The organism is Oscillibacter sp. ER4 (assembly GCF_000765235.1).
GTDB classification, from domain to species: domain Bacteria; phylum Bacillota; class Clostridia; order Oscillospirales; family Oscillospiraceae; genus Hominicoprocola; species Hominicoprocola fusiformis.
The window spans coordinates 1-21,885 of the sequence record NZ_JPJG01000064.1; the positions used below are offsets into that span (position 1 = coordinate 1).

General features: G+C 55.9%; 21 protein-coding genes. 5 read left to right on the forward strand and 16 right to left on the reverse strand.

Annotation, left to right across the window (positions count from 1 at the left end; genetic code table 11):
- Positions 1-516: 516 nt before the first annotated feature.
- The 4 genes from NI20_RS0110475 to NI20_RS0110490 all read right to left on the reverse strand — a co-directional run bounded on the left by NI20_RS0110475 (position 517) and on the right by NI20_RS0110490 (position 3,026).
- Positions 517-993 (reverse strand): flavodoxin, encoded by a 477-nt coding sequence (locus tag NI20_RS0110475; RefSeq protein ID WP_033121354.1) that lies wholly within the window; start codon positions 991-993, stop codon positions 517-519.
- Between the two features lie 29 nt (positions 994-1,022).
- Positions 1,023-1,781, reverse strand: a complete 759-nt coding sequence (locus NI20_RS0110480) for a carboxymuconolactone decarboxylase family protein (protein ID WP_033121355.1) — start codon at positions 1,779-1,781, stop codon at positions 1,023-1,025.
- Between the two features lie 193 nt (positions 1,782-1,974).
- A complete protein-coding gene (locus NI20_RS0110485; protein WP_033121356.1) occupies positions 1,975-2,664 on the reverse strand; it encodes an LrgB family protein in 690 nt (229 codons plus the stop codon).
- Positions 2,661-3,026 (reverse strand): CidA/LrgA family protein, encoded by a 366-nt coding sequence (locus NI20_RS0110490; protein ID WP_033121357.1) that lies wholly within the window; start codon positions 3,024-3,026, stop codon positions 2,661-2,663. Before NI20_RS0110490 ends, NI20_RS0110485 begins: the two co-directional genes overlap by 4 nt.
- A gap of 367 nt (positions 3,027-3,393) precedes the next feature.
- Here NI20_RS0110490 and NI20_RS0110495 point away from each other — a divergent pair, with 367 nt between their 5' ends.
- The gene (locus NI20_RS0110495; protein WP_033121358.1) at positions 3,394-3,939 is read left to right on the forward strand and encodes a hypothetical protein; all 546 of its coding nucleotides are present in this window, start codon (positions 3,394-3,396) and stop codon (positions 3,937-3,939) included.
- Positions 3,940-4,010: 71 nt separating this feature from the next.
- Here the strand turns inward: NI20_RS0110495 and NI20_RS0110500 are convergent, their stop codons facing one another.
- The 3 genes from NI20_RS0110500 to NI20_RS0110510 form a co-directional block, all read right to left on the reverse strand.
- On the reverse strand, positions 4,011-4,700 hold the full coding sequence (locus NI20_RS0110500; protein WP_033121359.1) for an MgtC/SapB family protein: 690 nt from the start codon (positions 4,698-4,700) through the stop codon (positions 4,011-4,013).
- 92 nt (positions 4,701-4,792) lie between these two features.
- The gene (proC, locus tag NI20_RS0110505) at positions 4,793-5,602 is read right to left on the reverse strand and encodes a pyrroline-5-carboxylate reductase (RefSeq protein WP_033121360.1); all 810 of its coding nucleotides are present in this window, start codon (positions 5,600-5,602) and stop codon (positions 4,793-4,795) included.
- 651 nt (positions 5,603-6,253) lie between these two features.
- The gene (locus tag NI20_RS0110510; RefSeq protein WP_033121361.1) at positions 6,254-7,150 is read right to left on the reverse strand and encodes a diacylglycerol kinase family protein; all 897 of its coding nucleotides are present in this window, start codon (positions 7,148-7,150) and stop codon (positions 6,254-6,256) included.
- Between the two features lie 236 nt (positions 7,151-7,386).
- Between NI20_RS0110510 and NI20_RS0110515 the strand changes: the two genes are divergently transcribed.
- Entirely contained in the window at positions 7,387-8,601 is a 1,215-nt protein-coding gene (locus NI20_RS0110515) for an AI-2E family transporter (protein ID WP_052084598.1), read from the forward strand.
- 7 nt (positions 8,602-8,608) lie between these two features.
- A complete protein-coding gene (locus NI20_RS0110520) occupies positions 8,609-9,691 on the forward strand; it encodes a DUF3810 domain-containing protein (protein WP_033121362.1) in 1,083 nt (360 codons plus the stop codon).
- Here the strand turns inward: NI20_RS0110520 and NI20_RS0110525 are convergent.
- From NI20_RS0110525 to NI20_RS0110535, 3 genes are all read right to left on the reverse strand, one after another.
- Positions 9,682-10,458 (reverse strand): amino acid ABC transporter ATP-binding protein, encoded by a 777-nt coding sequence (locus NI20_RS0110525; protein ID WP_033121363.1) that lies wholly within the window; start codon positions 10,456-10,458, stop codon positions 9,682-9,684. The two genes, NI20_RS0110520 and NI20_RS0110525, sit on opposite strands and share 10 nt — an antisense overlap.
- A 15-nt stretch (positions 10,459-10,473) precedes the next feature.
- Entirely contained in the window at positions 10,474-11,130 is a 657-nt protein-coding gene (locus NI20_RS0110530) for an amino acid ABC transporter permease (RefSeq protein ID WP_033121364.1), read from the reverse strand.
- 169 nt (positions 11,131-11,299) lie between these two features.
- Entirely contained in the window at positions 11,300-12,130 is an 831-nt protein-coding gene (locus tag NI20_RS0110535; protein ID WP_033121365.1) for an amino acid ABC transporter substrate-binding protein, read from the reverse strand.
- Positions 12,131-12,396: 266 nt separating this feature from the next.
- Between NI20_RS0110535 and NI20_RS0110540 the strand changes: the two genes are divergently transcribed.
- Complete coding sequence (locus NI20_RS0110540) at positions 12,397-13,728, forward strand: glucose-6-phosphate isomerase (RefSeq protein WP_033121366.1); 1,332 nt, start codon at positions 12,397-12,399, stop codon at positions 13,726-13,728.
- Positions 13,729-13,855: 127 nt separating this feature from the next.
- Positions 13,856-14,266, forward strand: a complete 411-nt coding sequence (locus NI20_RS0110545; protein ID WP_033121367.1) for an ATP-binding protein — start codon at positions 13,856-13,858, stop codon at positions 14,264-14,266.
- A gap of 231 nt (positions 14,267-14,497) precedes the next feature.
- On the opposite strand, the gene NI20_RS0110550 is transcribed toward NI20_RS0110545, so the two are convergent.
- From NI20_RS0110550 to NI20_RS0110575, 6 genes are all read right to left on the reverse strand, one after another.
- Entirely contained in the window at positions 14,498-14,911 is a 414-nt protein-coding gene (locus NI20_RS0110550) for a hypothetical protein (RefSeq protein WP_033121368.1), read from the reverse strand.
- Positions 14,901-16,136, reverse strand: a complete 1,236-nt coding sequence (locus NI20_RS0110555; protein ID WP_052084599.1) for a recombinase family protein — start codon at positions 16,134-16,136, stop codon at positions 14,901-14,903. Before NI20_RS0110555 ends, NI20_RS0110550 begins: the two co-directional genes overlap by 11 nt.
- Before the next feature lie 203 nt (positions 16,137-16,339).
- A complete protein-coding gene (locus NI20_RS0110560; protein WP_033121369.1) occupies positions 16,340-19,294 on the reverse strand; it encodes a GIY-YIG nuclease family protein in 2,955 nt (984 codons plus the stop codon).
- Positions 19,294-20,853: an Eco57I restriction-modification methylase domain-containing protein gene (locus NI20_RS0110565; protein ID WP_033121370.1), complete on the reverse strand. Its 1,560-nt coding sequence runs from the start codon at positions 20,851-20,853 to the stop codon at positions 19,294-19,296. The genes NI20_RS0110560 and NI20_RS0110565 overlap by 1 nt, the downstream gene beginning before the upstream one ends.
- Positions 20,843-21,571, reverse strand: a complete 729-nt coding sequence (locus NI20_RS0110570; RefSeq protein ID WP_033121371.1) for a hypothetical protein — start codon at positions 21,569-21,571, stop codon at positions 20,843-20,845. Before NI20_RS0110570 ends, NI20_RS0110565 begins: the two co-directional genes overlap by 11 nt.
- A 19-nt stretch (positions 21,572-21,590) precedes the next feature.
- Positions 21,591-21,809: a helix-turn-helix transcriptional regulator gene (locus NI20_RS0110575; protein WP_033121372.1), complete on the reverse strand. Its 219-nt coding sequence runs from the start codon at positions 21,807-21,809 to the stop codon at positions 21,591-21,593.
- Between the last annotated feature and the right edge of the window lie 76 nt (positions 21,810-21,885).

Below are 21,885 nucleotides of genomic sequence, written 5' to 3' on the forward strand. Positions count from 1 at the left end.
GCTTGTCACTTCTTTCTGCCTTTGTCTTACCACTCATTTGTGTCTTTTTCTTGTACGCTTCGCTATTTTTGACTTTTCAGATACACCCTAAGAAAAAGCACCCCCCAACGCAGGATAACCGCACCCCCTAAATCGAAATGCACCCCCCTGAACAGACGGTGCACCCCCCTAACCGTTTTTCTATCAAAACGCGATACCTTTTCCAAAAAATAAGAGACACGCGAAAGCGTGTCTCTTATTTTTTGGGTTCACTCATTTCATTCGTTCACCCCAAGGGTAATTAAAATGCTCGGTGGAAGTGAATCCCACCTCCGCCAAGATTTTGCTGCGCAAAATGCTTGCACGGCGCAAATGCGCCGGTTTTGGTATCCGTGGGACATTTAACAGCGCACAAACAAATGAATTGCTTGTGCACCAAGGTTTTCGCACAGCGAAAACACTTGTGACGCGCCGCTTGGCACGCTTTTTTGTTTTTCCGCAGACGGCTCAAAGGTTCACTTGGGCCGCTTTTTTTGTTTACTGCCCCAGGCTCTCGACCCATTTCTGCACGCTTGCCATGCTCTCGCGGCTGCTCAGGCGCTTGCCGGGGAGCCACTTTGTCCCCTTCGAGCAAGCGGATCTCAAAACGTCCTCGCCGCCCATGCCGCTGCCGCCGGAGGTGGCAAAGGGGATGACGGTCTTGCCCGAAAAGTCGTAGCTTTCGAGGAACGTCTCGATGATGCGCGGGGCCTGATACCACCAGATGGGAAAGCCCACGAACACCGTGTCGTACTGCGCCATATCCGCGACCTTGCCCGCGATGGCGGGGCGGCTCTTGGGGTCCTTCATCTCGATGGTGCTGCGGCTCTTTTTATCCATCCAGTCCAAATCGGCAGCGGTGTAGGCCGTCTCGGGCGCGATCTCGAAGAGGTCGCCGCCGGTCACACTGGCAAGGGTCTTGGCAAGCTTCGCGGTCTGGCCGCTGGCGGAAAAATAGGCAACTAAGGTTTTCATTCTACTGCACTCCTATCTGTTGAAATTTCTCACTGTTTCGCTTCCGGAAGGACCTCGTTGATGCAGGAAAGCGCGTTGAGCGTGCGCGGGAAGCCGATATACGGCAGGCACACCGTGAGCGCCGCGAGCAGGACCTCCTTCCCGTTGCCGACGGTGGCGTTCCCGCCGACGTGGGCCTTGACCTGCCCTTCGCAGCCGCCCTGAGAAGCGAGGATCGAGAACGTCAGCAGCTCGCGCTCGTGGATGGTCAAAAACTTTCTCGTATAAAAATCGCCGAAGCAGTAGGCGGAGAGATAGTCCTGAATGTTCTTCTGGTTCTCCGGCGCGGCGGCGCGCATCGCGTCGATGTGGTCGCCGAAGATCGACTTCTGCGCCGCGATGCCATCTAAAAGGCGGCTCTCCTCCGTCACGGTCTGGCCGCTCGTGAGCGGCAGGACGATGCCCTTTTCGGCGAACACGGCGTTCACCGCGTTCACGGTGTTTTCCGCCTTGCCGAGGCCGATGTACGGCGCGCAGTGGTAGACGGCCTCCTTGATCTCCTCAGGCTTCACGCCGCACGCGAGCGCCGCGGCGATGTGGCGCTTGACCTCGTTCATCGTCTGATTCGTCGTCGCCACGACCAAAATGACCAGCTCGCGCAGTCTGGCGCTGAGCTTTTCCTCCGCGTAAACCTCGCCGTAGATGAGCCGCTCCTTGATGGCGGCAAACTCGGGGTCGGTGACGCCGAGTGCGGACGCTCCGCCGTACAGCGCCTTTGTGGTCTTTTCCGCCTGTTCTGCTCTGTTCATTGCAATGCCTCCTAATGCGTATCCTTTGCAGTCGCGGCACGAATGCTCGCACCGGCTGCTTTTCTGTTCTTTCTTCCCACATTTATAACGTTTTGTTCGCTATGTCAAATCCCCATTTTGAGAAATGCAAATTTTGCGCACACCGCGGGGGAACTGCGCAAAAAAAGGAGCATTCTTTCGAATGCTCCTTTTTTCACATGAAGTTTGCGAAGATCGACGCGCCGACGACCGTAAGAAGGCCCGCCACGACGATGGACAGGCTGCTCATCGCGCCCTCGACCTCGCCGATCTCGAGCGCCTTGGCCGTGCCCAGCGCGTGCGCGGCCGAGCCAATACCCACGCCCTTGGCGATGGGGTCGGTGATGCGGAAAAGCCTGCACACCGAAACTGCGATCACGTTGCCGAAAATGCCGGTGATGATGATCATGGCGACCGTCAGCGTCACGTAGCCGCCGAGCTCTTCGGAAACGCCCATGCCGATGGCCGTCGTGATGGACTTAGGCAGAAGCGTCACGTATTCCTCGTGTGTAAGATGAAAGAGCTTGCTCATCACAAACACGCTGCAAAGCGTCGTGATAACGCCGGAGAGAATACCGGCGAAGATGGCCTTCCAGTTGCTCTTCAGAAGCGATAGCTTTTCATAAAGCGGCACGGCGAGGCACACGGTCGCGGGCGTGAGCAGGTAGCTCAAATACTTCGCGCCCTCGTAGAACGTGTCGTAGCTGATGTGCGCCGTCAAAAGCACCGCAATGGTCAGCACCACCGAGATGAGCAGCGGGTTGAAGAGTGCGAACTTGAACTTTTTTTGCAGCAGCACGCCGATGCCGTAGGCAGCAAGACTGACAGAGACGCCGAAAAAGACGGACTGTTCAAAAAATGTCATTTCTTCTCCGCCCCCTTCTTGCCCTTTTTGAGTACCGCCTGCGTCACAAGGCCGGACACGGCCATAACGACGATCGTTGTCACCGCGGCAATGACGAGATAGGCGACAAGATTCGCCTGAATGACGTCCCACGAAGCCATCAGCCCCACGGCGGGCGGAATGAACATGATGGGCATGATCTCAATGAGAAAGCAGGCCGTGTCGTGCACATCACTGAGCTTGATGATGCCGAGCATCAGGCAGAGAAACATCAGCACAAGGCCGTAGATGCTCGCCGGAACGGGCAGAGGCAGAAAATAATTCAGCAGCTCCCCAACAAGCGAGACGATGAGGATGATGCCGAACTCCTTGACATATTTCATGATTTTTCCTCTCTTTGTGTGTTAATTTTCATTGTACGGCGCGCACTTTCCCCTGTCAATCGACGAACGGGCGGGATTCCGCCCCGCTGCGCGGCTTTTTCTTAACAAGGTGTATAAAGGCGGCGCAAACACCGCGCTTTCACCGCCCGTGTGCAAAATCCCATCTTCTGCAAAAAATCGTCGTCCGCTTTGCACAGAACAGCCCGCGCGGATTTAGTCGAAGCGCCGAACTTGCAGTTTTTTCTCCAAAAGGCGAAAAATGCGCGCTTTTTTACGTCTAATTAAGATAAAAGCCGATGCTTCGCCGCCGCTCTCTGCCGGGGCGGCGAAGCGCCGAGTGGAAAATTCATACAGGGAGGATAACACCATGCAGATATCCACACAGCCGCGCAAAAGACTTTTGTTCGCCGCGCTCTTCCTCGCGCTTTTGATCCCGCTTTTCTTTGCATTCGCACTCCGCGCGCAGCTACCGCTCCTCGGTTTCGAGGGCGGCTCGCCCCTGATCGACTGGGTACATCAGAATACGACTGGCAGCGGTTTCTTGCGGAAAGTGACCGGGGACGCCACCTTTTACAGTCTTGTGCTCCTTGCAAAGGACTCGCGCCTCGGGGCGCTGCTGTTTTTCCAGAGCATCGCCTGCGCCTCGATCGCGCTCGTTCTGCTCTGGCTGACGCTGTACTGCAAAAGGTCCTATCTTGCGCCGTTTACGGTCGCCTACACGATTTTGTCCGCGCTCATTTTCCTGGCCACCATGGGCGACTATGCCATCAACTCGCAGGCAGAGGAATACTGCGTTCTGATGCTCTGGGGCTCTTATCTGCGGGAGGGGCGCGGCCTCGGCTCGGTACTCGTCTATCTGGCCGTGGCGGGATGCTATTTTATCAGCCTCGCGCGCAACCGCAAGGCGGCGTGAGACGTTCCCCGACTTTTCCACAGCAAAGAAAAACGGCGCGGTCTCCCGCGCCGTTTTTTGCTTTTCCGTTTTCACATCAGCGTCATATAGCTGACGCCGTCGAGCGCTTCAAGCGCCTGGATCTCCTCGTCCAGCGTCGTTTTGCCGTTCACCCAGAGGGTGAACGTGCCGCACACGGGGCCGCCGCTCTTCTCCTGCGTCTCGCTGAAGAGGTTCAGGTCCCAAATGTAGTGTCCGTGGCCCTTTACCTGGCGGATGATCTGGCCGACCGTGCTCTTTTTCTCCATCTCGAAATACACAGTGGAGACGCGCTGCGTCTTGCGGATGCGAAGGTCCACGCGCCGCAGCACTTGCATCGCAAGGAAGATGAACGCATAGCAGATGATGCCGCCCGCGTAAAAACCCGCGCCGAACGCCGTGCCGATGATGGCGACCGCCCACAGGCCCGCCGCGGTCGTCAGGCCGCGCACCTCCTGATTGCGCGTCACTAAGATCGTGCCCGCGCCGAGAAAGCCCAGCCCCGTGATGACCGAGGCCGACATGCGCACAAGGTCCGTCTCGCCGATGCCGGCAACAAAGATATTCGTCATCATCACGAGCGCCGAAGCATCGCTCACGATGATATACGTCCGAAAGCCCGCCGCCTGATTGTGCCGCTCGCGCTCAAAGCCGAGCGTGCCCGCGCAGAACGTGGAGAGCAGGATGCGCACCACGATCGAGAGCACCGTGATATCGGTGAGCTGTTGAGAGATCGCTGCCATAGGATCTATTCCTCACTTTTTGCAAAAAACTGGAAATACCCGCACAGCAAACTATGCCTGCCGCGCAGGAAAGATACCTTTCCGCCGCAGACTCAGTCGCTCGCCTTTTTGAGCTCGACGTTTTTCTCGTAGGCCACGGTCACGGCGTCAAACACCGCCGCGCGCATGCCGCACTTTTCGAGCGTCTGCACGCCCTGGATCGTCGAGCCCGCGGGCGAGCAAACGCTGTCCTTGAGCACGCCGGGGTGCTGGCCCGTCTCGAGCACCATTTTCGCCGTGCCGAGCATCATCTGCGCGGCATACTGGATCGCCGACGCGCGCGGCAGACCGCACGCGACGCCGCCGTCGGCCATCGACTCTAAGAAGATCGCGGCAAAGGCCGGGCCGCAGCCCGCGACCGCCGAACCCGCGGCATGCAGCTCCTCCGCCAGCGGGAAGAGCTTGCCCGCGGGCGCCATGTAGCGCAAAAATGCCTCCTGCTGCGCCTTGTCGCAGTTGCCGCTGCACGCATAGAAGATCACGCCCTCGCCCACGGCGGCGGGCATGTTCGGCATGATGCGGATGACGGGATAGTCCCCGCCCGCAAGCTCCTGAATGCGCGCGATGTCCGGTCCCGTGACCATGCTGATGAGCACCGGCGCGCTCTTGCGCTCCTTGAGCGCCGGGGCGATGCCCTTGAGCACGTCCACGATCATCTGCGGCTTCACGCCGAGGAAGATGTGGTCCGCCTCGCGCGCGATGATCTCGTTCCTGCTCACAACGGCCCCGATGCGCTCCGCGAGCGTCTCCGCCTTTGCCTTCGTGCGGTTGGCGAGCAGCACCTCCACCTCGCCGCTTCTGGCCGCCGCGCTCGCCAGCGCGCCGCCCATATTTCCTGTGCCGATAAAGCCGATCTTCATCATCTGCCGTGTCCTTTCTACACCCATCAGGAGCCCAAGCGCAGCCCTGTACCGCACCCCGCCCCTGTTTTCATTATCAGTAAAGGATATATCAACCCCCGCCGCCTTGTCAAGCACCGCGCCCGCCAATCACCCGTTCAAAATAATGTTTACCGCACCGCCTTTACGGCCTTCCGGCCCTTCCCTTGCCGCATTAGCTGCCTTACGGCAGCGAACAGGCCCCCGCACTCAAATCGGCGCACCATCTCCCATCCACCTCCCGCCGCATTTTCTGCCCTCACGGGCAGAAAACAGGCGCCAGCGTCGCAGACTTTTACCCGCAAGGGGTATGCAGCATCCGTAAAGCAGCAGAGCTGCTAACGGCTGCCCAAGCGCCGCGCACGGCGCAAATAAATTTCAATCGTTTTTTCTGACGTCACCGTCGTGGCATTACGATTTCCACGCCCTTTCGGGCGCGCCAATCGTGCCACTTCCTCGAAACCGGCTCGCTTCATCCGCCACTAGCGGCGCTTCGCCGATTTTCATGTGCGTCAGAAAAAACACTTCTCACGGAGCGCGTGTCGCAGACGCCCTACGGGCGTCAAGGCACGAAGCGCAGTGCAACCCCCTCAAAAAAGAGAGGCTGGCCCATAGGCCAGCCTCTCTTTTTTGAAGTCATAATAGCATCGTGACCCCATTATCCTCGATCCCGATCTCCACGACCGGCGCGCCGGGGTCGTACTCGCCGTCGAGCGTCCAGGGAATGTCCTCGGCCGTCTCCGCCGTCACGTGCTTGACATGGCGGAAGATGAGCCCCTCGGAGTCGTAGTAGTCCTTGTTGATGAGCGCTAAAATGAGCGCCTGCATCGCAGCCGGCGTTCTCGGCACGGGCACGAGCAGCAGCTCGAACTTGCCGTCGTCGAACGACACCTCGTCGGGCGAGAGCTTCATCAGCCCCGCGATCGACGTCGAATTGCTGATCGCACCGAAGAGGTATTCCCCATCGAAGACCTCGCCGTCCGCCGTGATCTTCATGCGGTACGGGCAGAGCGTGTCGAGATTCTTGACGCCCTCGAGTAAGTAGGCAAAGTGCCCGAACATATTCTTGATATCCTGCTGGACGGTGTAGGTCGTTTTTGTGAACGCGCCGAACGACGCGACATAGACGAAGTTCCGCTCGCCGAATTTGCCCACATCGAGAGATCTCGGCTTCATGCGCATGGCGGAGGCCGCCGCCTCGGCGGGGTTCGACGAGATATTCAGGCTCGCGGCAAAGTCGTTCGTGCTGCCGCCGGGCAGATAGCTCACGAGCGGGCGGTATTCTCGCGGAATGCGCATCACACCGTTCACCGTTTCGTTGAGCGTGCCGTCGCCGCCGTGGCAGACGACGACGTCGAATTCCGGCCCGAGCGATTCGGCGAGCTCCGTCGCTTCTCCGCGGTGCGTGGTCTTTCGCACGGAGACGAGATAGCCCGCCTCGGAATAGATCGCGGCGGCGTCAAACAGCGGCGCGAGGGATTTGGTCTTTCCCGCGCGGGGATTGACGATAAAGAGCAGCTTTTTGTCGTCCATGGGTTCCTCCTCGTTTGCTCTTCACAGCATCAGACCGGCAAAGCACCCTGCGCCCTGTCGGTCAAAATCACCCTCTGCCAAAAAAGTCAAGTTCTGTTCATCTTCATTAACAGAGAGTAAAGATTATCATAACACACGAAATGAGCGGTTGCAATTCCCAGCAAAAAATAGTAAGCTGTTTTTGGTATCTTTTTAGCAGTCATTTAACGCATTTTACCCAAAAAAAGGGGGAGCCCATGAAGCAGAACAAAACCTATCTTCACCTCGGCGTAACGCTGATCGTCTCGGCCTGCGCGGTGCTGATGTTTTACGACACGTTTTTCCAGTCCCGCGTGCTGCTGGACTTTTTCGACAAGCTGATGAGCGTGCTCTCGCCGGTCATCTACGGCCTTGTGTTCGCGTACCTTCTCGCCCCCATCGTCGACTTTTTCGACCGGTATATCCAAAAGGGGCTGCCGAAGGTCAAGTCCTCGCTCGTCCGGGGGCTGAGCATCCTCGTCACGTGGATCTGCGTCATCGCCCTCATCTACCTGATGTTCAGCATCCTCATCCCCGAGCTGGTCGACAGCACGAAGACACTGGCCGACAACTTTGAAAGCTATTATAAAACCGTCTACAACTGGGTCAACAGCCTTGTGGAGAATCAGACGATCTTCTCTGACGACATCTACTCCGACCAGCTGCTCTCCGCACTCAACGGCTACTACGATAAGCTCGTCAAGTGGGTCACCGACACGGTCATCCCGCAGGCGCAGGTCGCGATCGTCGCCGTGACCGGCGGCATCTGGAGCGTCGTCATCTTCCTCAAGAACCTTCTCATCGGCATGATGATCTCGGTCTATCTGCTCGCGCGCAAGGAGAGCTTTGCCAAGCAGTCGAAGAAGATCCTCTACGCCATTCTGCCCGAAACGCCGTACCGCCGCACGCTGCGCGCCGTGGCCGAGGCTGACCGTATCTTCAGCGGCTTCGTGCGCGGAAAGCTGCTCGACTCGCTCATCATCGGCATCCTCTGCTTCATCTGCTGCTCGATCCTCAAGTTCCCGTATACGCCAATTATTTCGGTGTTCGTGGGCGTGACGAACATCATTCCGATCTTCGGCCCGTTTCTCGGCGCCATTCCGAGCGCATTCCTCATCCTGCTCGTCAGCCCCAAGCAGTGCCTTTATTTCATTCTCTTCATCATCGCATTGCAGCAGTTTGACGGCAATATTCTAGGGCCGAAGATCCTCGGCAAATCCACCGGCATTTCGAGCTTCTGGGTCATCGTGGCCATCGTGGTCGGCGGCGGCTTCGGCGGCGTGCTGGGTATGTTCCTCGGCGTTCCGATCTTCGCGTGCATCAGCTCGCTTGTGAACTGGTTCACGAACCGCAGCCTCACGAAAAAGGGCGTGACGGACGACGCGATGTTCGCCCCCGCGCCGCTCGCCTCTCCGGATGAAAAAAAGGACTGATCTCCCCATGAAAACCCTGTACCGTGACAACAAAGGACTGCACCGCTGGCTTTTCGCCTGCGGCGCAGTCCTTGTGCTTTTCTATCTTTTCCGTGGAAACCGCGCGGCCGTCAATTTCTGGGTCTATTCGGTCACGCTGCCCTTCGAGCAGTTTCTGGGCCGCGCGTGCGCGGCGCTGCCGTTTTCGGTCGCGGAGCTTTTGTATGTGCTCGCGGCGGTCACGGCGGTCATGCTGCTCGTGCTGATGGTACGCTATCTTATAAAGTCGCGCCAAAAAGGGCGCGCCGCGTACCGCTGCGCGCTCTTCGTGCTCGATTTGTTTCTCACGGTCTGCGCCGCGTTCTCGCTTCTCTGGGGCGCGAACTATTACGCGGACGACTTCTGCGACAGAAGCGGCCTTTCGCCCGAGCCCGTCACGTATGAAGACTTAGTGCGCGTCACGCAGTATTTCGCGGACCATCTCGCCGAGGCGTCGATGCACATCGCGCGCGACGAAAACGGCCTCTTCACCGCCGACCGGCAGGAGATTCTTAACTACGCCGACACGGTGTACGACTGCCTGTACGGCGAATTTCCGTTCCTCGACATGCCGGACCAGAAGCCCAAGGGCATTTTCTTTTCGAAGATCATGAGCGCGATGAACTTCACGGGCTTCTACTTTCCGTTCACGGGCGAGTCAAACGTGAACATGGACTCGCCCGCGATGCTGCTGGCCTCGACCTGCGCGCACGAGCTCTCGCATCAGCGCGGCATCACGTCCGAGCAGCAGAGCAACTTCCTTGCGGTCCTCGCCTGCACGCGCTGCGACGACGCAAACTACAACTATGCGGGCTGGATGCTCGGCTACATTCACCTCGGCAACGCGCTGTACCGCGTCGACCCCGACGCATGGCAGCAGATTCGCGACAGCTTACCCGACGAGATCGTGCTCGATCTGCGCTGCAACAGCGCCTACTGGGCGCAGTACAAGGGCCTCACGGCCACCGTCACCCAGTCGCTCAACGATAAGATGATCAAATCCTACGGCGATGAGCTCGGCACGCAGAGCTACGGCGCGGTCGTCGACCTGCTCGTGAATTACTACGCCTGAGCGCCGCTCGTCTCGCGGTACGATTTCAAGAACTCTCTCGTCCGCTCCTGCTGCGGGTTTTCGAAGACCTGCTCGGGGCTGCCCTGCTCCACGATGACGCCGCCGTCTAAAAACACGACGCGGTCGCTCACGGCGCGGGCAAAGGGCATCTCGTGCGTCACGATGACCATGGTCATGTGCTCATCGGCAAGAGAGCGGATGACGCGCAGCACCTCGCCGGTCAAAAGCGGATCGAGCGCGGAGGTCGGCTCGTCGAAAAAGAGAATTTCCGGCTTCATCGCGAGCGCGCGGGCGATGGCCACGCGCTGCTGCTGCCCGCCCGAGAGCTGATAGGGATAGGCGTTTTCCTTGCCTTTTAGTCCCATTTTGTCGAGCAGCGCCATCGCCTCGGCCTCGACCTCGGCTTTATCTCGCTTCTGCACCGAGATCGGCGCGTCGCAGACGTTTTTCAGCACTGTGTAGTGCGGGAAGAGGTCAAACTGCTGGAACACCAGCCCGAACTGCCGCCGCACCTGCGCGAGCGCGGCTTTTCCGGCGTAGACGCTTTTGCCGTTTTCCTCGCGCGCGGCGACGTTTTCGCCATACGCGAGCGTGCCGGAATCCATCGTTTCAAGCAGCGTCGCGCAGCGCAGCATCGTCGACTTGCCGCCGCCCGAGGGACCGATGATCGACACGACCTCGCCCTTTTCCACCTTGAGCGACACGCCCTTTAAGACTTCGAGCAAGCCGAACGCCTTTCTGGCGTTCCGCATTTCAAAAACTGCCATTGCTCTCCCCTCCCTTTAGCGGTAATAGCGCAGCACCTGCTCCCATTTTTCCATGGCGAAGGCGACCACATAGTTGAAGACATAGTAGAAGACACCCGCCGCCACCAGCGCCAGCATGCCCGGCGTATTCGGCGAGGCAACGATCTGCTTGGCGCGCGTGAACATCTCCACCGTGCCGATGACGGACGCGAGCGACGTGTCCTTCACCAGCGTGATGACCTCGTTCGTCACCGCAGGGATGACGCGCTTGACCATCTGCGGCAGGATGATCTTGAAAAATGTCTGTGCCTTGGTGTAGCCGAGCACCTGCGCGGCCTCATACTGCCCGCGCGGGATGGACTCGATGCCGCCGCGGTAGATCTCGGCAAAATACGCCGCGTAGTTGATGACGAACGCGACGATGACCGCCGTGAAGCGCCAGTTGCCCGGCACCGTGACGCCAAGCAGGAGCTTCGGCCCGTAGAAGACGACCATCAGCTGCAGCATCAGCGGCGTTCCGCGCATGATGGAGATATACGCCTTGATGAAGCCGCGCAGCGGCGTCAATCTGCTGCGGCGGCCAAACATCACCGCAAGGCCCAGCGGCATCGAGAATAGCAGCGTCAGCGCAAAGATCAATAGCGATGTGACAAAGCCCTCGGATAATAGCGAAAGCATCGTGGATACAGTCATGTTGATTTCCTCCAAAAATTATATCAAAAAAGCGGCAAAGCCGCTTTTTTGAGTAGTTTTCGCTGCGCTTTGTGCCTCGGTCGCTCGCCAAAGTCGAGCGATTCGACACACGCTTCGCGCAGAGTGTTTTTTTCGACGTACACGCCGTCGTAAAAAACGGATTTTATCGTTACTTTTTGATAAGGCACAGGCTGTCGAGCACGAGACCCTGATCGACGTACTTCTGCGCGATCTCCAGCATGGTGCCGTCCTCGGCCATCTTGAGGAGCTCGGCGTTCACCGCGTCGCGCAGCTCGGTGTTGCCCTTGAGAAAGCCGATGGCGTACTGCTCGGTGGAGAGGGGCTCGTCGAGGATGACATAGTCGCCGTCGTTGTTCGCGATCTGATACTGCGCAACGCCGAGGTCAGCGGCCACGGCGTCCACCGTGCCCTGGGCTAAGTCCATAAAGCCCATGTTGTAATCGCCGAGCTCCACGACCTCCTTGAGCGACGCCTTGAAGTCCTCGTTTTCGTTGATCGCGTCGACCGCGGAGGACGCGGCCTGCGCCATCACGCTCTTACCGGCGAGGTCCGCGAGCGAGGTGATACCGCTGCCGGCCTTCACGACCATCACGATGGAGTTATCCACATAGGGGTCGGAGAACGTGTAGTCATTTTCGCGGCCGGTGTAGGTAAAGCCGTTCCAGATGCAGTTGATCGTGCCGCTGGAGAGCTCGGCGTCCTTGCTGTTCCAGTCGATGGCCACGGCCTCGTACTCCCAGCCGAGACGCGCGCACAGCTCCTTGGCCATTGCGAGGTCAAAGCCGTCATACGTGCCGTCGGCGGCGATGAAGCCGAACGGCGGGAACTCGGCATCAAAGCCGACGATCAGCTTTTGCGTCTCGCCGCCCTGCGCGTCCTGCGCATCACCGGTATCGTCGGCGGTGTCGTTCTTGCTGCCGCAGGCGGCAAGGGCCAGTACCATCACGGCGGCAAGCGCCATTGCTAAGAATTTTTTCATCGTTTCTTCCTCCTGTAAGTTCCGGCGCTTGGCCGTTTGATTTAGTGTGGTAACACGATAACGCAATAACGTTCGACAGTAAATACACGCACTTTACAAAGATGGATCGGTAAAGCAGCCATCTTTTTGCTGCTTTCCACAGTTTCTGCCCGCTAAACGCAAAAAACGAACGTCCGTTCCCCTCTTTTCCCCGCTTTACGCTTGTTTCTTTTTTTGCCGTGTGCTACAATGCAAGCAAGAATTTTTGATCGCAGGAGGCCATTTTTATGCTGTCTATTGATATCTCCCATGCCGCTTCGTTTCTCCCGTTGCCGTATGAAGCGGCGCTGCGCCCGCGTCTCGAGCGCGCGGCGGGCTGGCTGCAAAACGGCGGCGGAAAGGGCTCTGATTTCATCGGCTGGGTCACGCTCCCGCGCGACTATGACAGAGGCGAGTACGCACGCATCCTCGCCGCGGCGAAGAAAATTCAGGGCGATTCCAAGGCGCTCGTCGTCATCGGCATCGGCGGCAGCTATCTCGGCGCGCGCGGCGTGATCGAATGCCTCTGCTCCCCGAACTATAACTTAAAGAAGAAGTCCACGCCGAACATCTACTTTATCGGCAACGGCCTCTCCTCCGACGCGCTGCGCGAAGTGATAGAGCTCATCGGCGACGACGATTTTTCCGTCAACGTCATCTCGAAGTCAGGCACGACGACCGAACCCGCCGTCGCGTTCCGCTTCTTCCGCGAAAAGCTCGAAAAGAAATACGGCAAGGCCGAAGCCGCGAAGCGCATCTACGCCACGACCGACGCGCACAAGGGCGCTTTGAAGAGCCTCGCCGATCAGGAGGGGTACGAGGAATTCGTCGTGCCCGACAACATCGGCGGACGCTACAGCGTGCTCACCGCCGTGGGCCTTCTCCCCATCGCCGTCGCGGGCGTTGATCTGGATGAACTCATGGGCGGCGCGCAGGAGATGATGTCGCTCTGCTCGAAAAACGATTACAACAATCCCGCGTGGCAGTACGCCGCCATGCGCCACGAGCTCTACCGTCAGGGCAAGAAGGTGGAGCTTCTCGCGTGCTTCGAGCCCGCGTTCCGCTTCATGGCCGAGTGGTGGAAGCAGCTCTACGGCGAGAGTGAGGGCAAGGAGGAAAAGGGTCTCTTCCCCGCGAGCGTAGACTTCACCGCCGACCTGCACTCGATGGGCCAGTACATCCAGCAGGGCGAGCGCATGCTGATGGAGACCGTTGTGCGCTTTGCGCCCGCGGAGCACCAGATGATCGTTCCCTTTGACGAAGTCAATGGCGACGGACTCAACTTCCTTGCGGGAAAGACGATGGACTTCATCAACCGTCAGGCCATGGACGGGACGCTGCTCGCCCATGTCGAGGGCGGCGTGCCGAACATCATTTTGAACCTCGATGAGAACAACGCCCGCACGATGGGCCAGCTCATTTACTTCTTTGAATACGCCTGCGGGCTGAGCGGCTATCTGCTCGGCGTCAACCCCTTCGACCAGCCGGGCGTGGAGGCCTATAAAAAGAATATGTTCGCGCTGCTCGGCAAGCCCGGATACGAGGAAATGGGCGAAGAGCTGCGTAAGCGCCTGCGCTGAATTTTTTGAATAAACCTGAAACTTTCCATTCAGCATTGCAAATTTGTTTCATTTATGCTATGCTGATGCCATCAGAAAGACCATCCCCCGCAAAAGAGGCGGGGATCTATTGAAAGGAGTGATTTCTATGGTCAGACTCATCATGGGTGAAAAGGGCACCGGTAAGACCAAGAAGCTGATCGAAATGATCAATACCACTGCGCAGGAGGATAACGGCAGCGTCGTTTGCGTCGAAGCAAAGTCTACCATGACCTTTGACCTGCACTATCACGTTCGTCTGATCTCTGCCTACGAGTACGACCTGTCCAACTACGAGGCCCTGCGCGGCTTCCTGTTCGGCCTGTACGCGGGCAATTATGATATTTCCCACATCTTCATCGACAACCTGTTCAAGATCACCGGCGGCGGGTGCAACCAGGCGGCCGACGATTTCCTGAACGAGCTCGAGCGCTTCAGCAACGCCACCGGCGTCAAGTTCACCATCTCCGTCTCCGGCGACCCCGCCCTTGCCACCGACGGCATGCAGAAGTATCTGTAAATTTTACTTATGCAAAAATAAGAAGAACGCCTCTTCTGAGGGCTTCACTTAGGGATTTGGCAAAACAACCATATTTCAAGTGAGATAGCCTTCAAGCGGGTCCAACAGAAATAACGGTCAGATTGAGTAAAGAAAGCTTAGTCTGGCCGTTTTTCTTTTGTTTTACAAACAAGGCCGTACCGGTGGAGTGACCCATCGATACGGCCCGTTTTTTATGTCCGGGAACAGAGATTACTTATCCGAAGCCCTGAACAGCGAGACCTCCGCTGTGGTCATATCGAAGTACATCACACGGTTTTCGGTGTCAAACTCGCCGGTGACCTTGTACCGCTTCTTCGGATCGTAATCCGGGATCATCTTCACGACCACCTCCTTCAGATTCTTGTTGCCGCAGCTGAGCGTGGTGGTCTGCTCCGCACGAGGCTTGGAGAAACTGGTGGCCCGTGCCTCATTGCTCTTGCAGACTTTGATGGCGAAAACGTGCTGGGCCGGATCAAAACCGTACTGCACGTTCTGCGGATAGTTCAGATCCTCCAGCACACGCTTGCTGAAGGTGATGCCGTTCTGATTGATGTAGATATCAGGATCGGCGTTCGTGTTGATGTCGATAACCTCAAGGTTAATTTTGGAAAAATCAATAGCCATAGTCTTGGCTCCTTTCTGCTTGATTCGGGTCAAGCTCCGTATTTTCAATGATTTTGATGACCATATCACGCTCTTCCTTGGTCCAATCCATATCCATCAGCATGAAACCACGCAGGACACCGGATTTCACCTTTGCCACCACGAATTTCTTTTTCATGGCGGCCAGCGGCTTGCCACGTCTGCCGAAATTCCCGGAGGAAAGCAGCTCTTGGGCCTTTTGCCACGTTTTCCGGTCAATGATGGCCGTGTGGTTATTTTCCCAGTAATACTGCGGCAAAACGTCCCGGTTCTTTACGGATTTATGCGTCAGATAATCTTTGGAATAGGTCTTCTGGTACAGCACGTCACCACAGTACTTTTCGTTGGAGAGGATACTGCGGATGGTTGCTTGCCGCCAGCGTTCCATACCCTTGGGAGAACGGATACCTTGTTCTGTGAGGGAATCTGCGATTTCCTGCGGAGACGCACCTTCCAGAAAGCTCTCGAAGATGTATTCCACAATACGGGCCTCGGCTGGCTCCACCTTGATCCTGCCGGAATAATCCCGATAGTATCCGATGGTGTTCCGGACCGAGAATTTGTACAGGCCCTCCTGCATACGGTAGCGTATGCCTTCTTTGATTGCGATGCTCTTTTGCTGGCTTTCAAGCTCTGCCAGAGCCGAAAGGATCGAAATCACCAGCTTGTTTTTGCCGTCACTGGTATTGATCCCCTCGGACTCAAAATTGACAGCCACCGGAGGCGTCAGGTCGCTCAGCTTGCGTAGGGCCGTCAGGATATCCACGATGTTACGACCGAAGCGGCTGATGCTTTTGGTCAAAATAAGATCTATTTTGCCTTTTTCGGCATCGGCCATCATCTCTTGGAAACCCTTTCGACCGGCCACAGAGGTGCCGCTCACACCTTCGTCCGTATAGATTTTCACCAGCTCATAATTGGGATTGTTTTCTATGACGGATGTGAAGTGCTGGACCTGCATCTCAAAACTGCCTACCTGCGCTTCTTCAGCTGTGCTGACACGGCAGTATGCGGCAACACGCACCTTGGCGGCCTCCTGATACGCATACTCCTTGCGCTCCGGCATAATCACACGGCCTTTGCGCTCACCACTGCGGTTTTTTGCAATGGTCTCCTGTATGTGTCTCTTTTCCTCCTCCCGGCGGCTGCTTTTTTCGCTCTTGTGTCTGGCACGCTCGATCTGCTCAGCATCCAGTTTCTTTGCCATTACGTTGCCTCCGTTTTCATGATAATCACGCTGACCATGACACATGAGCCTCCTTTCCGTTTATTTGCGTTCCTCATGATCTATCACCCCCTTTCCGGGAAATGGGCAAAAAAATAGCCACATTGAGGAACTTGGTATGATTCCCCAATGTGGCTTTGCGCACGATGGTTAATTCAGCTGTATTTGCCTTTTCGGGCCTATAATCATTCTTCGTCCAGTTTCAGGAATCCCTGTTCAAAGGCTCCGGGGAACTGGAACTTCTTATCTACACCGCCGAAGACAACGACAATTAGACCTCCATCGATGCCCTTGACCTGACCGGTGCCGAATGCCTTATGGGAAACGATGGTCCCAGCATGGACCTTTGAGGTGTCAACGTGCACGGTCGGTTTCTTTGCCACAGGCTGGGCAGTAGGTGTAGGCGGCACGTAAGCCGGACGGTATGTCGGCGTGGATACCGGCTTGGAGGGCTGGACGAGCGGCTCACGTTTGACGCTGCCGTATTTCGCCGGTTTCTCGGCTACCATCGGCAGATCATCTTCGTCCTCATCGTCCAGATCGTAGCTGCTGATATTCGTGAAGACGGGCCGCTCCGGAAGATCATCGTCACGAGGCGCATCCGCCGTCATGGATGCCGCAAGCTGACCGGCCATAGCGTCATAATCCGCACGGCTGATAACAGTGCTGTACAGACCGACATTTTCACCGGTGTGCTTATCAATACCGGTGTAGATCAGGCTGGCGTCCTCATACCGTTTAAATTTGTAAACGGCATCGTTCATCAGGGCCTCGTTGAATACGTTCAGCGATACGAGCAGCTCGAAATCCTTTACGTCCAGACCGGTGACCTTTTTGAATAGTTCCGGCTCCAGCTGCGTGATGACGTCCTGCAAGCTGTATTCCCGGTAATCGGTCAGATACATGAAAACCGGCACACGGGTAGCGAATTTGATCAGCTTTTCCTGAATCATCTTTCGCTTGGACTTGTATTCCTTCTCGGCATCCGTCAGCTCTTTCTTTTCCTTCGGCGTCAGCTTTTCGCCGTCACGCTTGGCCTTCTTGACGGCATTGGACTTGTTTATAATGGTTTCAATATCGGCGTTCAGGCTACGGAATCCTTCAATACGCATGAGAGCGTCCATCGCCTCCTCGCTGGCAAGCAGACGGGCAAGCGTATCGTTGTCAACATTGACGAGCAGTGCGCTCTCCCAGCGTTTTGCAAGCAGTGTGGCGGAGGTACCGGCCATAGCGATATCGAGGATTTCAGCGGCATTGACCTGACGCATGGCACTGCCGTCATACGCCAGCACGGGCAGGAAATTGATGAACTCTCCGACCTTCTTTTCCGGATTGCTTTCGGCCACGTTCAGACGGCAGGAATAATCGGAAATCTGGCGGAGTGCACGGTCCAGCGCAAAGTCAAAGACGTAGCATTCCTGTTTGACGATCTCACGCTCACCGTTATCCTTCGTGATCTCCCACGGGCTCTGCACACGAAAGGCCGCTTGGAAATAGGTCTCTGGTGAGGAGAGGTTACGGAGCATGAAGATACCGGTCCACGGTCTGATGGTGACGCCTGTGGTCAGTTTGCCGCAGGAGAGCGTGATGGTCTTTGTCTCCAGTGGATCGCCCATAGAACGGCGAACAGGCTCCAGAGCGGCCACACCGACACCGGCCTGTGTTCCGGCGCAGACGTTCACCTTGTAATCATGGTAGAAAGCGTTCTGCTTCTGCGCCAGCAGATTTGCCATAGCGTAGCAGGAGGCCACGTTCGGCATGAACCACAGCGTATGGGACAGCACGTTCAGAAGACGGGTATCCGAATACGGCATCGGCGGCTTTTGCGCACCGAGCTTCAGTTCGTCCACAGAGGTCTCCAGATACGAGCCACGGATCAGATCCAGCCATTTCTGCACGTAATCCTCATATTTGAAATGTGCGTCCTTGCCGGTGCCTTCAGCGGAGAAGAACACGTTCAGGTCAAACTCATCAAATTCGCCCTGTTTGGCAATGCGCTGGATGCTCTCCGGGATTTTGTATGTAAGCATGACCATTCTCGGAAGAGCGGCGTAGGGATTGACGCCTTCGCCTTTCCATTCGGCCTTGGCCCTCTGTTCATCGGAATAGGTCCAGTTATAAATCTGCTCCTCAATGAACTCACCGGAATTCAGCGCACGGAACGGCGTGCCGGAGAGATAGAGGTAATAGGTTGTGGTGATCGGCAGCCACGTTTCATCGTAGGCGTTACCGGCATCGTATTTTGAAAGATCCTCTTCGTAGGTATCCTCGTCCTGCTCGAACAGCTTCTTTGCGCTGTCCTTCCATGCGCCGAAGTGGTATTCATCGAAAATGACGAGATCCCAGTTCGTGGTGTGGACCCATTCGTTATTGGCCTTGATGCCGCCGGTCTCCTTGTTCACGCCAAGGAAATCCTGAAACGAGCCGAAGCAGACGATGGGCCGGGATTTATCCGCCCTCTGATACTGCTGATCGTTTGTCAGACCGCCGGGAACGGTAGGCCGTGTGATGAACTGCCAGCCCTCGAAATCCATGTGCGTCAGCAGATCCTCACGCCATGCGGTCTGCACCGCCGGTTTAAAGGTGAGGATCAGCACACGCTTCATGCCCATTTTCTTTGCCAGCTGATAGGCCGCAAAGGTCTTGCCGAAGCGCATCTTGGCGTTCCACAAGAATTTCGGCGTTCTGCCGCTGCCTTCCTCGTAGGCAGATTTGAAATACCGCATCGTTACGTCCACAGCGTATTCCTGCTCCGGACGCATAGCGAAGGTCTGTGTGCGGTTTTCAACATTGGCGGTGCCGGTGCGCACGGCGGCAATAGCGGCCTTGACATCGTTCACAGTGCATCTGAACCACTCGCCGCCCATGCCGGTAATCTGCTTTTTCCGGAGGACCCGATGGACGTCATGATCGGTAAAGGAACTGCCGTCCGGGTACATGGCGGATTCACGCAGAACGATACGATACGGAACAGAGCCGTCCGGACGCTTTGTGGGATACTGCTGGGCCACACGCTTGTCAACATCGATGGCGGTATAGCCGACCTTCAGCAAGCCCTTATATTGAGGATTGGTATCCTCGTAGGCATAGATCATCGGGTGCGAATCTGGCCGTTGAGGGAAAAACTCCATTTCTGCCATTACTCGTCACCTCCGCTTACCGCATCTTTGTCGGGCCATATCGACTGTTCTATGTATTCGATTTCCTCTTCCGAGAGGCCATATTTCTTATACAAATATTCATCCGATATGGGCTGAGAATAATCCTGTGCCGGAACGAATTTATAGACGTGTTTAGCTCCTGCTTGAGTAATCTTTACGATAGACACCATGAAATGGAAGAATTTCGTGTTGATATAACTCAGCACATTTTCCGCTTCTTCTTGTGTGTCAAAGGGGCCGATTACGGAATAGGTTTCTGTGCAAAGCGTATTAGGACCAGCGACAAAAGCGTTCAGCTTGTCATTACCAGAGCTACCGCTGCCCCATGCTCGAGGAATAAATAGTTTCCACTTATCGATGTATTCTTGCCCCTTTCTGGCCGTGGAGCGGTCGATGTAACCCACGCCATCTTTTCGCCATCCGTAGTAATAGAAAACGGCGGCTCCTTTAAATGGCTTCAATTTGAAATCAGGTTTTACACGCAAATAACTATTCTCTACACGCACATCGTATCCAAACGGGTCGTTTGCGCTCATTATGTCATAAAAGAGCGGTTCGTTTTTTGCCTGTACTTTGTGAAGAATTTCGATTTTACGGCTATCACGAATGAATACATCAAGACCTTTCTCAAGCAAAGGACGTACCGAATAAACATCGTGGCCGTTCTGGTGGGTGTATATTTCGCAATCACCATCATGCCCCTTTTCCCATAAGAAATAGGACACTCCGCCTTTGATCTCAACACCGGGGAAGCATTCAGATGCGTCAGGGAAATCATGAATCACCTTTATCTGTCGATCGTGGATCATTTCGTCACGGAATTCATTAAGGCCACGTCCGCCGGTAAACCAACGGGATGGAGTGATCATTGTTAAAAAGCGAGGTTGGAGTTTTTTTGCCTGTGTGACGAATTTCTGATAAATGGGAATGGCACTTGCCCCGTGGCCGCCATCGCTGAGTTGATATGGCGGATTGCCGATAATAACATCAAATTTCATATTGAATATGCCCTCCGGTTTCGTTGTATGAATCATTTCATAAGCGTGCGTCTCTAAATCCGCAGAGCGTTCATACTCCTTCTGCGAAGCACCACAAAAAACACAATTGCCGTTCTGCCAGCGATGCTGGATATTTTTGAATCGCACATTGCCGTCAATGTTGTCAAAATGGACCACAGAGTACTTTCCATTCGCAAATTTGGAGCAGTACAGGCTGCGCCGGGAAAGATGCGAGGTCAGTTCCGTAATGGCGATGCCGTAAAGCTGATGCTTGAAAATATGATCCGTGCGCTCCTGCAGATCCGGGTACAGCGGCTCAAGACCCTTGAGGAGCCTTTTCGCAATTTCACGCAGAAACACACCACTCTTGCAGGCTGGGTCAAGGAAAGTAGTATTGGGATCGCTGAATAACTCCTGCGGCAAAAGGTCCAGCATGGCGTTAGCCACTTCCGGAGGCGTGAACACCTCATCGTTTGACAGATTTGCAATGCAGGACAGCACGTCCGGATTGTACATCGTGTTATAGAGATTATTGGCCATGATCTTGGACCCTCCTGTAATCCGTGACGTAGGATGTGAGGAATTCACCCTCGTCACTCGGTTTTTCTTCCAGCATGGATAACAGATTCATCTGACCGTATTCGTCATCCACACGCTTTTTCTTTTTCGTTGCCGCCTTCGGCTCGTATTCACCGGCCAGCAGCTTATCGAAGCGGTAGTCTTTGCGCTGCATTTTTGTGCCCATTACGAAAGACCATTCTGAAAACACGATAGGCTCGTCCGTATCGTTGCCGTTCTCGTCTACCACCTTCAGGCTCAGCGCATTGCCGCAGACGATGTTCCGGCTGAGTATGAACCGCACGGCCTCCCGGCAATCCTCGCTGACTTCCTTTTTGCAGATATTCTCATATTCCGCATTCCAGATATCATAGAGCCGCTGGCGGCAGGCGATCACGTTATCGATCAAGAGATCCACGCCATAAATGCTCGCCACGGCGGTGACCGACTGTTTCTCAAATTCGAGAGGCAGCGGTTTTTTCTTTCTCGGAGGTATAGCCCGTTTCTTTGCGGCCTCCAGCTTGCGGCGCAGGATCTCGGCTACGAAATTGCCGTCACCGCACGCTGGCTCCAAAAACCGGCTGTCAACACGCTCCGTCTCCTGTTTTACCAAATCCAGCATGGCGTTAACCTCACGCTCGGCTGTGAATACTTCGCCGTGCTCGGCCACACGCTCTCTGGATTTTACCTGTTTCGTCATAAAATCCCTCCGAACGCCATCATTCTTCTTTCGGGCTGTCGGGGATGAACTCCACGATATCATCCACCTTGCAGTTCAGGACCCGGCAAATTTTCTCCACGGATTCAAGGGACACGTAATAATCCCGGCGCAGACGTGTGGATATGTTTGCGCTGTATCCAGCCTCCTGCTGAAGCTGGGCCGGTGACATATTCCTATCGATCAGCATATGAAACAGTTTTTTGTATGTAACAGCCATCTCGTGCCTCCTTGCACCTAACGGTTATCTCGAACATTACCATTTATTATATCACGAAAATATGAAAATTTCTACC

What these genes read in the sequence shown, in the direction of transcription:
- NI20_RS0110535 (WP_033121365.1), bottom strand. Translation starts at nt 12,130, where the DNA reads ATGAAAAAATTCTTAGCAATGGCGCTTGCCGCCGTGATGGTACTGGCC.
- NI20_RS0110550 (WP_033121368.1), bottom strand. Translation starts at nt 14,911, where the DNA reads ATGGCTATTGATTTTTCCAAAATTAACCTTGAGGTTATCGACATCAAC.
- NI20_RS0110495 (WP_033121358.1), top strand. Translation starts at nt 3,394, where the DNA reads ATGCAGATATCCACACAGCCGCGCAAAAGACTTTTGTTCGCCGCGCTC.
- NI20_RS0110480 (WP_033121355.1), bottom strand. Translation starts at nt 1,781, where the DNA reads ATGAACAGAGCAGAACAGGCGGAAAAGACCACAAAGGCGCTGTACGGC.
- NI20_RS0110565 (WP_033121370.1), bottom strand. Translation starts at nt 20,853, where the DNA reads ATGGCCAATAATCTCTATAACACGATGTACAATCCGGACGTGCTGTCC.
- NI20_RS0110520 (WP_033121362.1), top strand. Translation starts at nt 8,609, where the DNA reads ATGAAAACCCTGTACCGTGACAACAAAGGACTGCACCGCTGGCTTTTC.
- NI20_RS0110525 (WP_033121363.1), bottom strand. Translation starts at nt 10,458, where the DNA reads ATGGCAGTTTTTGAAATGCGGAACGCCAGAAAGGCGTTCGGCTTGCTC.
- NI20_RS0110510 (WP_033121361.1), bottom strand. Translation starts at nt 7,150, where the DNA reads ATGGACGACAAAAAGCTGCTCTTTATCGTCAATCCCCGCGCGGGAAAG.
- NI20_RS0110490 (WP_033121357.1), bottom strand. Translation starts at nt 3,026, where the DNA reads ATGAAATATGTCAAGGAGTTCGGCATCATCCTCATCGTCTCGCTTGTT.
- NI20_RS0110500 (WP_033121359.1), bottom strand. Translation starts at nt 4,700, where the DNA reads ATGGCAGCGATCTCTCAACAGCTCACCGATATCACGGTGCTCTCGATC.
- NI20_RS0110485 (WP_033121356.1), bottom strand. Translation starts at nt 2,664, where the DNA reads ATGACATTTTTTGAACAGTCCGTCTTTTTCGGCGTCTCTGTCAGTCTT.
- NI20_RS0110570 (WP_033121371.1), bottom strand. Translation starts at nt 21,571, where the DNA reads ATGACGAAACAGGTAAAATCCAGAGAGCGTGTGGCCGAGCACGGCGAA.
- NI20_RS0110515 (WP_052084598.1), top strand. Translation starts at nt 7,387, where the DNA reads ATGAAGCAGAACAAAACCTATCTTCACCTCGGCGTAACGCTGATCGTC.
- NI20_RS0110475 (WP_033121354.1), bottom strand. Translation starts at nt 993, where the DNA reads ATGAAAACCTTAGTTGCCTATTTTTCCGCCAGCGGCCAGACCGCGAAG.
- NI20_RS0110540 (WP_033121366.1), top strand. Translation starts at nt 12,397, where the DNA reads ATGCTGTCTATTGATATCTCCCATGCCGCTTCGTTTCTCCCGTTGCCG.
- NI20_RS0110555 (WP_052084599.1), bottom strand. Translation starts at nt 16,136, where the DNA reads ATGGCAAAGAAACTGGATGCTGAGCAGATCGAGCGTGCCAGACACAAG.
- NI20_RS0110575 (WP_033121372.1), bottom strand. Translation starts at nt 21,809, where the DNA reads ATGGCTGTTACATACAAAAAACTGTTTCATATGCTGATCGATAGGAAT.
- proC (WP_033121360.1), bottom strand. Translation starts at nt 5,602, where the DNA reads ATGATGAAGATCGGCTTTATCGGCACAGGAAATATGGGCGGCGCGCTG.
- NI20_RS0110560 (WP_033121369.1), bottom strand. Translation starts at nt 19,294, where the DNA reads ATGGCAGAAATGGAGTTTTTCCCTCAACGGCCAGATTCGCACCCGATG.
- NI20_RS0110545 (WP_033121367.1), top strand. Translation starts at nt 13,856, where the DNA reads ATGGTCAGACTCATCATGGGTGAAAAGGGCACCGGTAAGACCAAGAAG.
- NI20_RS0110530 (WP_033121364.1), bottom strand. Translation starts at nt 11,130, where the DNA reads ATGACTGTATCCACGATGCTTTCGCTATTATCCGAGGGCTTTGTCACA.